Annotated in this window: 11 protein-coding genes; 9 read left to right on the plus strand and 2 right to left on the minus strand. The window is 71.2% G+C overall.

Annotated elements, in window-relative coordinates:
- Positions 1 to 61 precede the first annotated feature (61 nt).
- The 5 genes from KIS93_RS19175 (at position 62) to KIS93_RS19195 (ending at position 7,075) form a co-directional block, all read left to right on the plus strand.
- Complete coding sequence (locus KIS93_RS19175; protein ID WP_080036304.1) at positions 62 to 1,699, plus strand: 3' terminal RNA ribose 2'-O-methyltransferase Hen1; 1,638 nt, start codon at positions 62 to 64, stop codon at positions 1,697 to 1,699.
- Complete coding sequence (locus tag KIS93_RS19180) at positions 1,683 to 4,145, plus strand: polynucleotide kinase-phosphatase (protein ID WP_080036303.1); 2,463 nt, start codon at positions 1,683 to 1,685, stop codon at positions 4,143 to 4,145. The genes KIS93_RS19175 and KIS93_RS19180 overlap by 17 nt, the downstream gene beginning before the upstream one ends.
- A 90-nt stretch (positions 4,146 to 4,235) precedes the next feature.
- On the plus strand, positions 4,236 to 5,636 hold the full coding sequence (locus tag KIS93_RS19185) for a sugar porter family MFS transporter (RefSeq protein ID WP_155126327.1): 1,401 nt from the start codon (positions 4,236 to 4,238) through the stop codon (positions 5,634 to 5,636).
- Positions 5,637 to 5,714: 78 nt separating this feature from the next.
- Positions 5,715 to 6,209, plus strand: a complete 495-nt coding sequence (mug, locus tag KIS93_RS19190) for a G/U mismatch-specific DNA glycosylase (RefSeq protein WP_155126324.1) — start codon at positions 5,715 to 5,717, stop codon at positions 6,207 to 6,209.
- 38 nt (positions 6,210 to 6,247) lie between these two features.
- A complete protein-coding gene (locus tag KIS93_RS19195) occupies positions 6,248 to 7,075 on the plus strand; it encodes an endonuclease/exonuclease/phosphatase family protein (protein ID WP_155126321.1) in 828 nt (275 codons plus the stop codon).
- Between the two features lie 21 nt (positions 7,076 to 7,096).
- On the opposite strand, the gene KIS93_RS19200 is transcribed toward KIS93_RS19195, so the two are convergent.
- On the minus strand, positions 7,097 to 8,062 hold the full coding sequence (locus KIS93_RS19200; protein ID WP_080036301.1) for a GlxA family transcriptional regulator: 966 nt from the start codon (positions 8,060 to 8,062) through the stop codon (positions 7,097 to 7,099).
- Between the two features lie 84 nt (positions 8,063 to 8,146).
- Here KIS93_RS19200 and KIS93_RS19205 point away from each other — a divergent pair, with 84 nt between their 5' ends.
- The gene (locus KIS93_RS19205) at positions 8,147 to 9,085 is read left to right on the plus strand and encodes an NADP-dependent oxidoreductase (protein WP_080046402.1); all 939 of its coding nucleotides are present in this window, start codon (positions 8,147 to 8,149) and stop codon (positions 9,083 to 9,085) included.
- A gap of 20 nt (positions 9,086 to 9,105) precedes the next feature.
- On the opposite strand, the gene KIS93_RS19210 is transcribed toward KIS93_RS19205, so the two are convergent.
- Positions 9,106 to 9,873, minus strand: coding sequence for a CAP domain-containing protein (locus tag KIS93_RS19210; RefSeq protein ID WP_186404317.1), 768 nt, complete (start codon positions 9,871 to 9,873; stop codon positions 9,106 to 9,108).
- A gap of 632 nt (positions 9,874 to 10,505) precedes the next feature.
- Between KIS93_RS19210 and KIS93_RS19215 the strand changes: the two genes are divergently transcribed.
- The 3 genes from KIS93_RS19215 to KIS93_RS19225 all read left to right on the plus strand — a co-directional run bounded on the left by KIS93_RS19215 (position 10,506) and on the right by KIS93_RS19225 (position 14,209).
- On the plus strand, positions 10,506 to 11,051 hold the full coding sequence (locus tag KIS93_RS19215; RefSeq protein WP_080036299.1) for an AAA family ATPase: 546 nt from the start codon (positions 10,506 to 10,508) through the stop codon (positions 11,049 to 11,051).
- A gap of 104 nt (positions 11,052 to 11,155) precedes the next feature.
- Positions 11,156 to 12,979: a PA14 domain-containing protein gene (locus tag KIS93_RS19220; RefSeq protein WP_080036298.1), complete on the plus strand. Its 1,824-nt coding sequence runs from the start codon at positions 11,156 to 11,158 to the stop codon at positions 12,977 to 12,979.
- Between the two features lie 96 nt (positions 12,980 to 13,075).
- The gene (locus KIS93_RS19225) at positions 13,076 to 14,209 is read left to right on the plus strand and encodes a Fic family protein (RefSeq protein WP_080036297.1); all 1,134 of its coding nucleotides are present in this window, start codon (positions 13,076 to 13,078) and stop codon (positions 14,207 to 14,209) included.
- The last annotated feature ends 78 nt before the right edge of the window (positions 14,210 to 14,287 follow it).

Genomic DNA, 14,287 nt, shown 5'->3' on the forward strand with positions numbered 1-14,287 from the left:
TGGCGCGGGTCGGCGCGTAATCGGTTGGCGGCGCTTTGGCGGGTTACGGCAGACTTGGGGCGTGCTGCTGACGATCACGACCACCGCCAGGCCCGCCACCGACCTCGGCTTCCTCCTGCACAAGCATCCCGAGCGCGTGCAGGAGTTCAGCCAGTCGTTCGGCACGGCCACGGTGTTCTATCCGGAGGCGGGCGAGGAGCGCTGCACGGCGGCGCTCATGCTCGAGGTCGATCCGATCGCGCTGGTCAGGTCGCGCGGCAAGGGCTCTCCCGACTTCAGCCTGTCGCAGTACGTCAACGACCGCCCGTACGCGGCGTCGTCGCTGCTGGCCGTGGCGCTGGCCGACGTGTTCCGCACCGCGCGGGCGGGGCGGTGCAAGGCGCGGCCCGAGCTGCCCGGCACGCCGCTGCCGCTGGAGCTGCGGCTGCCCGCGCTGCCCTGCCGGGGCGGGCCCGAGCTGGCGCGGCGGCTGTTCGAGCCGCTCGGCTGGGAGGTGGACGCGCGGCCGGTGCCGCTGGACGAGGGCTTCCCCGAGTGGGGCGAGTCCCGCTATGTCGGGCTGACCCTGCGCGGCGACGTCCGTCTCTCCGACGCGCTCAACCACCTGTACGTGCTGCTGCCGGTCCTCGACGACGGCAAGCACTACTGGGTCGCGCCCGACGAGGTGGACAAGCTCATCAGGGCCGGCGAGGGCTGGCTGGGCGGCCACCCGGAGCGGGGCCTGATCACCCGGCGCTACCTGGGGCGGCGCTGGGCGCTGGCCCGTACGGCGCTGGCGCGGCTGGCCGAGCTGGGCGATGAGACCGAGGAGGAGCTGGAGCCGGCGGTGGAGGAGGACGCGCCCGCCGACGTGACGGCCGCCGACGAGGCCGCCGCCGCGGAGGCCGAGGCCGCCGCCGAGACAGCCACCGATGCCGCTGCCGAAGCCACCGCGGAAGCCACCGCGGAAGCCACCGCGGAAGCCGCCGAGGCCGCCGCTCAGGAGCAGGCGACCGGCTCCAGGTCCGAGCCGGAATCCGACCCCGAGCCCGAATCCGACCCCGAGCCCGAATCCGACCCGGAGTCGGAGCGGTCCCAGGTCAAGGCCAAGTCCAAGTCGCTGAGCGCCCTCCGCCGCGAGGCCATTCTCGCCAAGCTGGAGGAGCTGGGCGCGGTCAGCGTGATCGACCTCGGCTGCGGCCAGGGCGAGCTGGTCGGCGCGCTGCTGTCCAGGCCCAGGTTCGCGAAGGTCGGCGGCATGGACGTCTCGCCGATGGCGCTCACGATCGCCGCCCGCAAGCTGCGCCTGGAGCGCATGCCCGACGCCAAGCGCGCCCGGCTCACGCTGTTCCAGGGCGCGCTCACGTACACCGACAAGCGTCTGTCCGGCTACGACGCCGCGGTGCTCATGGAGGTGATCGAGCACGTGGACCCGCCGCGCCTGGACGCGCTGGAGCGGGTCGTGTTCGGCCGCGCCAAGCCGCGGCACGTGCTGGTCACCACCCCCAACATCGAGTACAACGTCCGCTACGAGTTCCTGACCGGGCTGCGGCACCCCGACCACCGCTTCGAGTGGACCAGGGCCGAGTTCGCCGGCTGGGCCACGCGGGTGGCCGCCCGGTACGGCTACCAGGTCGCCTTCGCCCCGGTCGGCGACGACGACCCCGAGGTCGGCCCGCCGACCCAGATGGGAGTGTTCACCCGTGATCAGCGTTCCTGAGCTCTCCCTCGTGGTGCTCGTCGGCGTGTCGGGCAGCGGCAAGTCCACGTTCGCGCGCCGGCACTTCAAGCCCACGCAGGTCATCTCCTCCGACTTCTGCCGGGGTCTGGTCGCCGACGACGAGAACGACCAGGCGGCCACGCCGGCGGCGTTCGACCTGCTGCATCACATCGTCGGCGTGCGGCTGGCCAGGGGCCTGTTCACGGTGGTCGACGCCACGAACGTGCAGTACGCGGCCCGCAAGAGCCTGATCGACCTGGCCAGGCGGCACGACGTGCTGGCCGACGCGATCGTCCTCGACGTGCCGGAGGAGGTGGCGATCGAGCGCAACGCCGCCCGCCCCGACCGCGACTTCGGCCCCGGCGTGGTGATCAGGCAGCGCAAGGACCTGCGGCGCTCGCTCGCCAAGATCGCGAATGACGGCTTCCGCCGGGTGCACGTGCTGCGCGGCCTGGAGGAGATCGAGGCCGCCACGATCACGTACGAGAAGGCGTGGTCCGACAAGACGGAGCTGACGGGCCCGTTCGACATCATCGGCGACGTGCACGGCTGCCGCTCGGAGCTGGAGACGCTGCTGCGCGAGCTGGGCTGGGAGGGGCTGCGGCACCCCGAGGGGCGGACGGCGGTGTTCGTCGGCGACCTGGTGGACCGCGGCCCCGACACGCCGGGCGTGCTGCGCCTGGTCATGGACATGGTGGAGGCGGGCACCGCGATCTGCGTGTCCGGCAACCACGAGCAGAAGCTGGTGCGGGCGCTGAACGGCCGCAAGGTGAAGGTCGCGCACGGGCTGCAGGAGTCGCTCGACCAGCTTGCCGCGCAGCCGCCCGAGTTCGTGGAGCGGGCCAGGGCGTTCATGGACGGCCTGCTCAGCCACTACCGGCTGGACGGCGGCCGGCTCGTGGTCGCGCACGCGGGGCTCAAGGAGGAGTACCACGGCCGCGCCTCCGGCCGGGTGCGCTCGTTCGCGCTGTACGGTGACACGACGGGCGAGACCGACGAGTACGGCCTGCCGGTCCGCTACCCGTGGGCCGACGAGTACCGCGGCCGGGCCATGGTCGTCTACGGTCACACTCCGACGACCCGTCCCGAATGGGTGAACAACACGATCTGCCTCGACACCGGCGTGGTGTTCGGCGGGCACCTGACCGCGTTGCGCTACCCGGAGCGGCAGCTCGTCCAGGTTCCGGCGGAGAAGGTGTGGTACGAGCCGGTCAAGCCGCTGGCGGAGGCCGGCGGCCGCGACCCGGGCATGCTGGACATCAACGACGTGATCGGCACCCGGCACGTGGAGACGAGGTTCGGCTCGCGGGTCAAGATCATGGAGCAGAACGCCGCCGCCGCGCTGGAGGTCATGAGCCGCTTCGCGGTGGACCCGCGCTGGCTGGTGTACCTGCCGCCGACCATGGCCCCGCCGGAGACCTCCCGGCTCGACGGTTACCTGGAGCATCCGCACGAGGCGTTCGAGGAGTTCGCCGCGGCGGGGGTGCGCGAGGTGGTGTGCGAGGAGAAGCACATGGGCTCGCGGGCCGTGGCCGTGCTGTGCCGTACGCCGGAGGTGGCCGCGGCCAGGTTCGGGGTGGACGACGGCAGCACCGGCGCGCTCTACACCCGTACCGGGCGGCCGTTCTTCGCCGACACGGCGCCGCTCGTGGAGCGGCTGCGGGAGGCGTGCGCGCCGCTGTGGGCGGAGCTGGGCTCCGACTGGGTGGTGCTCGACTGCGAGCTGCTGCCCTGGTCGGCGAAGGCCGGGGAGCTGATCAGGTCGCAGTACGCCTCCGTGGGGGCGGCCGCCCGGGCGTCGTTGCCCGAGGCGGTCGCGGCCCTGGAGGCGGCGGCCGGGCGCGGCCTGGGTGTGAGCGAGCTGATCGACCGCACCCGACGCCGCTCGCAGAACGCTGCCCTGTTCCGCGACGCTTATGCCCGCTACTGCTGGCCCGTCGACGGGCTGGAGGGCATCCGGGTGGCGCCGTTCCAGATCCTCGCCTGCGAGGGGCGGGCCACGGCGCTGGAGCCGCACGCCTGGCACCTGTCCACGCTGGCCCTGCTCGACTCGCCGCTCATCACCCAGACGCGGCACGTCTTCGTCACGCTGGACTCGCCGGAGTCCAGGGCCGCGGCGACCGCGTGGTGGGAGTCGATGACGGCCGACGGCGGCGAGGGCATGGTGGTCAAGCCGGCCTCGCACGTGCCCGGCCGGGTGCAGCCCGGGGTCAAGGTGCGCGGGCGCGAGTACCTGCGCATCATCTACGGCCCCGACTACACCGAGTCGCTGGACGTGCTGCGGCGCCGCTTCCTCGGCAAGAAGCGGTCGCTGGCGCTGCGCGAGTACGTCCTCGGCCTGGAGGCGCTGTCGCGGCTGGCCGACGGCGAGGCGGGCTGGCGGGTGCACGAGCCGGTCTTCGCCGTGCTCGCCCTGGAGTCGGAGCCGGTGGACCCGAGACTCTGACCTCCCTTCCCCCGGTGGCCCCCGGGTGGGCACCGGGGGAATAGGTGGGTGGCCGGCGGGTAGTTGGCCGACCATTCGGGAGGTAACCGCATGGCTACGCAGTACACCCACCATGAGCACCTCGGGCATGTCGTCTTCATCACGGCGGCCGCCGCCATCGGCGGTTTCCTGTTCGGCTACGACAGCTCCGTCATCAACGGCGCGGTGGTCGGCATCCAGAAACACTTCCAGGTGGGCTCGTTCGAGACCGGTTTCGTCGTGGCCATCGCGCTGCTCGGCTCCGCCGTGGGCGCCTGGGCGGGGGGCGGGCTGGCCGACCGGTGGGGGCGTACGCGGTCGATGCAGGTCGCGGCGGTGCTGTTCGCGATCAGCTCGATCGGGCAGATGCTGCCGTTCGCGGTCTGGGACCTGGCGCTGTGGCGGGTCGTCGCGGGCTTCGCGATCGGCATGGCGTCGGTGCTCGGCCCCGCCTACATCGCCGAGGTCGCCCCGCCCGCCTACCGGGGGCGGCTGGGATCGTTCCAGCAGCTCGCGATCGTGCTCGGGATCGCGGTGTCGCAGCTCGTCAACTACGTGATCGCGCGCCTGGCCGGCGGGAACGTCAACAACGAGCTGTGGGGGCTGCAGGCGTGGCAGTGGATGCTGGGCGCCTGCGTCGTGCCGGCCCTGCTGTTCCTGCTGTTCGCCTCCACGATCCCCGAGTCGCCGCGCTACCTCGTCATGTCGGGCAAGACGCGGCGGGCGCGCGAGGTGCTGGCCGAGATCGAGGGCGACGACGTGGACCTCGACAACCGGATCACGGAGATCCAGCACGTCCTGCGCACCGAACGGGTGCCCGGGCTGAAGGACCTGCGCGGCTCCGCGATGGGGCTGCTGCCGATCGTGTGGATCGGCATCGTGCTGTCGGTGTTCCAGCAGTTCGTCGGCATCAACGTGATCTTCTACTACTCGTCCGTGTTGTGGCAGTCCGTCGGCATCAACCAGAGCGACTCCCTGCTGATCAGCTTCTCCAGCTCGATCATCAACATCGTGGGCACGTTCATCGCGATCTCCCTGGTCGACCGGATCGGCCGCAAGCCGCTGCTCCTCATCGGCTCGGCCGGCATGGCGGTCGCGCTGGCCACGGCCGCGTGGGCGTTCAGCTTCGCCGGCGGCGCCGGCGAGTCGGTCTCGCTGCCCGGCCCGCAGGGCGCGATCGCGCTGATCGCGGCCAACGTGTTCGTGCTGTTCTTCGCGCTGTCGTGGGGCGTGGTCGTCTGGGTGCTGCTCGGCGAGATCTTCCCCAACCGCATCCGCGCCGCCGCCCTCGGCGTCGCCGCCGCCGCGCAGTGGATCGCCAACTGGCTGATCACCGTGTCGTTCCCGGCCCTCGCGGAGTGGAACCTGCCGATCACGTACGCCATGTACGCGCTGTTCGCGCTGCTGTCCTTCATCTTCGTCACCAAGTGGGTCAAGGAGACCAAGGGCCGCAAACTCGAAGAGATGGGCTGATGACCGGCTCGATCGGCTGCTGATCCCCGGGGTTGATCGGGTGCTGGTCACCCCCGGCCATCGGTTACCCTCCGGGGCGTGATCGACGACGTCCTCGGCCCCTCGCTCGACGTGCTGTTCTGCGGCATCAACCCCGGCCTCATGTCCGAGGCCACCGGCCACCACTTCGCCCGCCCCGGCAACCGCTTCTGGCCGGCGCTGCACCTGTCCGGCTTCACGCCGCGCCTCCTGTCGCCGGCCGAGCAGCACCTGCTCCCCTCGTACGGGCTGGGCATCACCAACATCGTGCCCCGCGCCAGCGCCAAGGCGTCGGAGCTGACCAGGGAGGAGCTGGAGGCGGGCGGGGCGGCCCTGGCCGCCAAGGTCGCCTCCCTTGCGCCGAAGGTGCTGGCCGTGCTCGGCATCTCCGCCTACCGCACCGCCTTCGCCCGCCCCAAGGCGGTCATCGGGCCGCAGCCGGAGAGGGTGGGCGGGGTGCGCGTGTGGGTGCTGCCGAACCCGAGCGGCCTGAACGCCCACTGGACGGTGGCCACGATCGCCGAGGAGATGGGGCGCCTGCGCTCGTCCCTTTGAGGCCACCGGCGGCCCCGCGCGTGGTGGAATGGCCGGTGATGATCGGACATCTCGTGCTCGCGGGGCTGCTGTCCCTCAGCTGCCTGCCCGCCCATGCGGGCCCGCCGCACGAGGCGCGAACTGCCCCTCTGCAGGCGGCGCGGCCTGCCTCGCTGCACGTGATGACGTGGAACGTCTGCGCGGGCACCTACAGCAGCTGCCCGCTCTTCCGCCGCACCACCGCCGAGCTGGCCTGGCACGTCGCCGTGCTGGCCACGCAGGCGGACGTGATCTTCCTCCAGGAGTTCTGCTCGGGCGCGGACGCCGACCTGGAGCGGGAGCTGGAGGCGCGCACCGGCCGGGCCTGGAGCGTGGGGTCGGCCGGGTTCGCCCACCCGGACGGCTCGCCGTACCAGTGCGCGCCCGACCGGAACGGCCGGGCGCGCGGGGTGCAGAGCGTCACCCTCGCCGTCGCCGGCCAGGACGTCCGCTTCGAGACGCACGCTCTGACCACTCCCCCATGGGGTCTGCGCAGGAACGCGATCTGCACGGCCGGCCGCACGTTCTGCACCGCGCACCTCTCGTCCGGCTCCCCGTACGACGACCGCCAGAAGGGCGCCCCCTACCGGCACAAGCAGCTCGGCGAGCTGCTGAAGCTCGCCCGGGGTGTCGTCGGGGGCGACCTCAACCTCGTGCCGCGCGCCGCCTCCGCCGCCTACCGGGGGCGCGACGAGTGCGACCCGCGCGACCGCTGGACCTACGTCACCAAGAAGCGGAAGATCGACTACGTGTTCGCGGGCCCGGGCCGCGTGCGGCACTGCTTCGTCGACCACGCCAGGAAACGCTGGTCGGACCACGTGCCGGTGCACGCGTGGGTGGCGCGGTAGTTCTCGCTGGTCCCGTGCCGCTCAGCCCCGGCTCCCGGCCTGCGCCGGAGCGCGGGCGGTCTGGAACGTGTTGCGGTAGGACTGCGGCGAGACCCCGATGACCGCGTGCATGTGCTGCCGCAGCGACGCCGCCGTCCCGAACCCGACCCGTCCGGCGATCACCTCCACCGGCAGATCGCTCGACTCCAGCAGCTCCCGCGCCCGCGCCACCCGCTGCTGGATCAGCCACCGCCCGGGGCTCATGCCGACTTCGTCCCGGAACCGCCGGGCGAACGTGCGCAGGCTCATCCGGGCGTGCCGGGCCAGATCGGTCAGCGTCAGCGGCTCGTCGAGCCGGGCGAGCGCCCACTCGCGGGTGGCCGCCGTGCCGGCCGACGACGGCTCCGGCACCGGCTGCTCGATGTACTGCGCCTGCCCGCCGTCCCGCCACGGCGGCACCACGCACTTGCGGGCGACGTGGTTGGCCACCTGGCTGCCGTGGTCCTTGCGGACGAGGTGCAGGCACACGTCCACGCCGGACGCGGCCCCGGCCGAGGTGAGCACGTCGCCGTTGTCCACGAACAGCACGTTCGGGTCGAGGGCCACGCGCGGGAACAGCTCGCGGAACCGGGGCGCCAGCGTCCAGTGCGTGGTGGCGGGGCGCCCGTCGAGCAGCCCGGCGGCGGCGAGGGTGAAGGCGCCGGTGCAGATGGAGACGATGCGCGCGCCGGCCGGGATCAGCGCGAGCGCGTCCGCCACCGGCGCGGGCAGCTCGGCCGTGTCAGGGGCCGACGAGTACGGCGGGATCACCACCGTGTCCGCCTCGGCCAGCGCCTCCGGCCCCCGATCCACCATGATCGTGAAGTCGGCGCTGGTGCGCACGGGCCGCCCGTCGACGGTGCAGGTCACCACTTCGTACAGGTCGTGCGCGATGCCGAACACCCGCTGCGGGATGCCGAGCTCGAACGGGTAGACCCCGTCCAGCGCGAGGACGACGACTCGATGCATGGCCGGATTCTATCGATGGATGGCATTCATGCCACTCCCGCCGATGAGCCGCACCCGGCAGGCTGAAGAGCCATGACCGACACCATGCGCGCGATCAGCCAGGACGTTCTCGGCGGCCCCGAAGTGCTCAAGGAGATCCGGCTGCCCAAGCCGGAGGCCGGGCTGAGCGAACTTCTCGTCCGCGTCCACGCCGCCGGCCTCAACCCGACAGACTGGAAACACCGCGGCGTCCCGGGGCTCTTCCTCGGGGAGCCGCCGTTCGTCCTCGGCTGGGACGTCTCCGGCGTCGTCGAGGCGACGGGTCCGGGCGTCACCCTGTTCAAGCCGGGCGACGAGGTGTTCGGCATGCTGCCGTACCCGCACGGAGCCGGCTCCCACGCCGAGTACGTCACCGGCCCCGCCCGCGCCTTCGCCCGCAAGCCCGCCACCCTCGACCACGTCCAGGCCGGCGCCCTGCCGCTGGCCGCCCTCACCGCCTGGCAGGCCCTGGTGGACACCGCCCGCATCGAGCCCGGCCAGCGGGTGCTGATCCACGCCGCGGCCGGCGGCGTCGGCCACCTCGCCGTACAGATCGCCAAGACGCGCGGCGCGTACGTCATCGGCACCGCCAGCGCCCCGAAGCACGACTTCGTCCGCTCCGTGGGCGCCGACGAGGTCATCGACTACCGCGCCACCGACGTCACGGAAGCCGTCCGTGACGCGGACGTCGTCCTGGACGCCCAGGGCAGCGAGCACGCCCGCCGCTCCCTGCGCAGCCTGCGCCCCGGCGGCCTGCTCGTCTCCCTCCGCCTCGATCCCGGCATGACGGCACTCACCGAGGAGGCGGCCCGCCTCGGTGTCAGAGCGGAGGTCATGCTGGTGGAGGCCGATCATGCCGGGATGCGGGCCATCGCCGAGCTCGCCGCCGACGGCCGGCTGCGGGCCGAGATCGCGGGGACGTTCGAGCTGGCGGACGCGGCCAAGGCCCATGCGATGGGCGACACGGGGAGGACGGCGGGCAAGCTGGTGCTCACCGTGGAGTGAGCGTCATCCGCCGCCGGGGATCACCTGGCGGCGAAGTCCTGCGTCCAGTAGAGCGTGCCCGAGGAGTCCTTGGCCACGCCGACGCCGATGAGGTTGTACTTGCAGTTCATGATGTTGGCCCGGTGCCCGGAGCTGTTCATCCACGACTGCATGACCTGCGCCGGGGTGCGCTGGCCCTTGGCGATGTTCTCCGCCCAGCCGGAGCCTCCGGTGAAGCCGGCGGCCCTGATGCGGTCCATGAAGGAGCGGCCGTCCTGCGAGGTGTGGCTGAAGTAGCCCTTCGCCGCCATGTCCGCCGAGTGACCGAAGGCCGCCGTGCGCAGTTGCGGGTCGTGCGCGAGGGCAGAGCAGCCACCCTTGGCTCGCTCCTCGTTGACCAGCCGCACGACCTCGTTCTCCTCGGCCGTGCCCACGCTGCCGCCGCCGGACGGTGCCGACGTGGTGGGGCTCGGCGCGGGCGAGGAGGGGCTGGGCGCGGGCGACGTCGGGGTCGGCGACGGCGTCGGCGACGTGGCGGTCGGGCTGGGGGTGGGCGTGCCGCTGCCCGGCGTGCAGGTCAGCCTGACCGCCCTGGACTTGACGGGCCGGCCCCGGTAGTCGGTGGCGGTCGCGTAGTAGGTGCCGGGCTCACACGCGAGCGTGAGCGTGAGGCGCCCCTTCCTGCTGGCGCCACTCTTGACGACCGGATCCTTGCCGGGCACGGCCCGCAGGATGCGGATGCGCAGCAGCGCGGAGTTCGAGCAGCCACGGCGGGCGGCCCACGTCTCGATCTTCAGCGTGTCGCTCACCTGTGGCTTCGCCACACTCACGCGACACCGCGCCGCCTCCGACGCCGCGGCGGCCTGCGTCGCGCTTAACGGCGCGGCGATCGCGGCCAGGCTGGCGGCTGCGGCGAGTACCCCAAGGGGTCTACGCATAGGGGGTTTCCTCCAGTTGCGGTAGACGCTGGATGGCTCCGCATTCTGTCGGGACCGATACCGATTTGTCATCTAAAACGGGAGATTTCCCTAAGGCGGAAGTAAACCAAAGTGATCGCTGAGGCGTCTGCGCAGGCCAACCGCCCTTCCTCCGGCCTGAATCGGGGACGCCCGAAACCTCCATAGGACCGCGCGAACCGCCCCAGCTCCCCCGGAGATCGCCGGCGCGCACCGTCGCGCCTCTCACTGGTAAGCTCCGACTGGAACGGCCGGTAGCCGTCGTCGCTCGCACCGTGGAACGATCCGGGCGAGCGACCAAAGCCTCCGCAGGCACATCCCGCTCGCGTTCGAGGCTCCGTCAGAGACGCCGGGTCAGAGGCGTTCGCATTCCAGCCCCCTCCGCGCATCACGCCGGCGAGGTCAGGCAGCACCTCCATGCCTTCATTCGGGCCTCACGGCGCCGTCACCACACCCACATCTCCTCCCACCGAAGGAGCGGTCCCATGAAGCGCTACGTCCTGACCGGCACCCCGGGAGCCGGCAAGACGGCGATCCTGCGCCGGCTGGAGCTCGACGGCCACACCGTCGTCGAGGAGGCGGCCACCGACGTCATCGCGCTGCGCCACGCCGAGGGCGACGAGGAGCCGTGGGCGAGCCCGTCCTTCGTGACGGACGTCGTCACCCTGCAGCGCCGCCGCCAGGAACGCGCCGCCGCCCTCCCCGGCGACGTGCAGTTCTACGACCGCTCGCCCCTCTGCACTTACGCCCTGGCCACCTACCTCGGCCACCCCGTCCCGGACGCCCTGACCCACGAGCTGGAACGCATCAAGGAGCAACGCGTCTATGAGCGGACGGTCCTGTTCGTGTGCAGCCCCGGCTTCGTCACCCCGACCGCCGCGCGCCGGATCACGTACGAGGAGGCGCTCCGCTTCGAACGCATCCACCGTGACACCTACACCGCGTTCGGCTACGACTGCGTCCCGATCCCCACGGGACCACTGACCGACAGGGTGGCGACGGTGGCGGCGCGACTCGGGACCGCTCCATGACCACCGCCGCCCCACGACGGAGGCCCCGTTCGACTGATCGTTCACGCCACCGTCATCCGCTTCTGTCATGATCCACTGGATCTCGTCACAGCAACAGGAGCAGAATGACCGCGTTAGCGCGCCGTGCGGCCCGTACCGTCCTCACGATCGGACTGGCCACCGCGACGATCTGGACGGCGGGCGCCCCGTCGCAGGCCGCCACCTCAGCCACCATCGCAGCCGCCACCCCTGCCGCGACCTCAGCCATCACCCCCGCCGCCGTCTCGGTGGACTTCACCAAGCCGATCCGCGCCCTCTCCCCCACCGACTACGGCATCGGCATCACCGGTTACGGCAGCGGCTCGTACATCACGAACGACCCCCGGCACCGCGAGCTCCTCACCGATCTCGCGCCGGGCCGGATGCGCATCGAGCTGCACTACGAACGCCCCGGCGACCACACCAGCCCCATCGTCTGCGGCGGCTACAAGTGCGACACGACGGTCACCGGTGACGCCTGGATCGCGGCGATCCGGGACCTCGGCGCGGAGCCGGTGGTCATCCTCCAGGTGGACGGCCGCCAGAGCGCCGAGGTGAACCGCGCCGACGCCGTCGCCCTCTATCGCCACTTCGCCGCCTCCGGCACGCCGGTGCGGCGCTTCATCCTGGGCAACGAGCTGAACTGCGCCTGCACCCCGGAGAAGCCCGAGATGCCGGCCACCGAGTACAGCGCCCGCTTCAACCTGATCGCCGACGCCCTGAACGCGGAGGACCCGCAGGTGACCGTCGGCGGCCCCGCCACGGCCTGGAACGATCACTCCTACATCAGGACGTTCCTGGAGGGCTCCGGCGACCGGGTCGACTTCCTCGACTACCACGACTACGGCAACGGCAGCGAGACCGTCTCCGACGCGGACCTGCTGACCACCGTCGTCCGCGCGTACGAGACGGATCTGAAGGCGGTGAGCGCGCTGGCGGAGTCGGTGCTCGGGCGCAGGATCGACATCCAGATCGGCGAGTTCAACTCCGACTACGACGACCCGGGCGGCGCGCGCACGCTCACCCACTTCAACACGCTGTGGGGCGCCGCCGCGCTGGGCCGGATCCTGCACGCGGGCGCCGCCGCCTACCAGTACGGCGACAAGAACGGCCAGCTCGGCCTGACCAGCACGAACGGCGAGGGCGGCATCCCGCGCAGCGAGCCGCTGCCGATCTACCACGGCATCGGCATGTTCACCGGCGAGGGCCGGTTCCGCCCGTTCGGCACGACCATGGTCGAGGCCACGGCGGACACCCCGCTCCTGCACACGTTCGCCTCGGACGGGGCCAAGAACGTCGTCCTCGTCAACACCGCCACCGAGCCCCTGGAGACCACGCTCACCTTCACCGGCCTGACGGCGGGCACGGCAGCGGCATGGCAGAGCACCGCCACCGAGTGGACCCCGCACCACACCGCCACGACCCCCATCACGGCCGGCAAGACCACCCTCACCCTCCCCGCCCGCTCGGTCACGACGCTGGTCATCCAGGAGCAGGGCCTGTCCGCCACCTACTTCGACAACGCCGACCTGACTGCCCCGAAGCTCACCCGCGTCGACCCCGGCGTGAACTTCGACTGGGGCTCCGGCACCCCGGATCCCGCCATCGCCCCCGACACCTTCAGCGTCCGCTGGACCGGCAAGGTGATCGCCGACCGCGCGGAGACGTACACGTTCATCACGACCAGCGACGACGGCGTGCGCCTGTGGGTGGACGGCACCCTCGTGGTGGACGCCTGGACCGACCACTCGAAACGCGATGACAGCGGCCAGATCGCGCTGACGGCCGGCCCGCACGCCATCAGGATGGAGTTCTACGACAGCGGCTACGACGCGATCGCCCAGCTCCACTGGTCGAGCCCGTCGATCCAGCGCCAGCTCGTCCCGGCGGCGAAGCTGCTGACGGGGTGAGGTGAACGGTGTCCGCGCGGGCATCTTCTGCCCGCGGCCCTTTGAAACAACTCGCCGGAGTTTGACTGCATGACACTATGATGGTGTCATATAGTCATGCTCTATAGCACGCCGCGCCTGGACAAGGCGGATCTGCAGGCCCTTGAGGACATCGAGCGCATGCGGCATGACCTACGCTTGCATCTGCGCCCTCAGGCGCGGTGGACGAAACAACTCCGCAGGAGCCTCACCGCAAGGGCGATCGTCGGCTCCAACACGATCGAGGGATATGCGGCTTCCGTCGACGACGTCGAAGCGCTCATGGCCGGCGAAGAACCACTGGAGTCCAGCGAGAGCACCCGCAGAGAGCTGGAAGGTTACCAGCGAGCCATGACCTACATCCAAGGCTTGGCCGATGCCGGCGAACAATTCCGCTATGACCTCGGCCTGCTGAACGGGCTCCACTTCATGATCCAGGAACCCCACACGAACAAACGCCCAGGACGCCTCCGCCAAGGGCCCGTCTACGTCACCAGCCCCGACGATCCCGCCTTCCCCGCCTACACCGGACCGGACCCCGAATCGGTGCCGGGCCTGATGAATGAGCTGGTCGAATGGCTGAACGAGGGAGACCTGGACGCGCCGGTGCACGTCCGAGCCTCCATGGCGCACCTCAACCTGGTGAAGATCCACCCGTGGGCGGACGGCAACGGCCGCATGTCCCGGGCTCTGTCCACGTTGGTGTTCGCGCGCGAGGCCGTGCTGCCCGCCGAGTTCTCCTCGATCGAGGAATGGCTCGGCCGAGGCCAGAACACGTACGCCTACTACCAGATTCTGCAAGAGGTGGGCGGCCCGGTTTGGAGCCCCGAACGAGACACCCACCCGTGGATCACGTTCTGCTTGCGAGCGCACCATTTCCAGGCGCAGCAGGCCAAGCGTCGTGTCGATCTGCTCAGCCGGGCCTGGCGGGAGCTGTCCACCGCCATGGCCGACGCCGGCCTCGATGACCGCACCGTCTTCGCGCTCCTGCCGGCCTTCTGGTCCTCCCGTGTCCGGCGCACGGTCTACCAGCAGGACGCGGATCTGAGCCCGCAGCAGGCCGTACGCGACATCCGCGAGTTGTGCCGGCGGGGATGGCTGACCCCTCAGGGCCAGGCCAGAGGCCGCTACTACGTGGCGGGGCCTTCCATGCAGCCGGTCCTTGAGTCCGTTCAGCAATCCACGAAGCCTTACGTGGACCCTTACCGATGATTCTTCGGTGATCGTTGAAACAGGGTTTTCCGACGAAGGAAACGGCTACCGTCGCAGGACGCTGATGCGAATCTCGTA

The organism is [Actinomadura] parvosata subsp. kistnae (genome assembly GCF_900323885.1).
Lineage (GTDB): Bacteria > Actinomycetota > Actinomycetes > Streptosporangiales > Streptosporangiaceae > Nonomuraea > Nonomuraea composti.

Bases quoted from the DNA above. Each gene is read 5' to 3' on its own strand.
- KIS93_RS19215 (WP_080036299.1), top strand. From the start codon at position 10,506: ATGAAGCGCTACGTCCTGACCGGCACCCCGGGAGCCGGCAAGACGGCG.
- KIS93_RS19185 (WP_155126327.1), top strand. From the start codon at position 4,236: ATGGCTACGCAGTACACCCACCATGAGCACCTCGGGCATGTCGTCTTC.
- KIS93_RS19220 (WP_080036298.1), top strand. From the start codon at position 11,156: ATGACCGCGTTAGCGCGCCGTGCGGCCCGTACCGTCCTCACGATCGGA.
- KIS93_RS19225 (WP_080036297.1), top strand. From the start codon at position 13,076: ATGCTCTATAGCACGCCGCGCCTGGACAAGGCGGATCTGCAGGCCCTT.
- KIS93_RS19205 (WP_080046402.1), top strand. From the start codon at position 8,147: ATGCGCGCGATCAGCCAGGACGTTCTCGGCGGCCCCGAAGTGCTCAAG.
- KIS93_RS19195 (WP_155126321.1), top strand. From the start codon at position 6,248: ATGATCGGACATCTCGTGCTCGCGGGGCTGCTGTCCCTCAGCTGCCTG.
- KIS93_RS19200 (WP_080036301.1), bottom strand. From the start codon at position 8,062: ATGCATCGAGTCGTCGTCCTCGCGCTGGACGGGGTCTACCCGTTCGAG.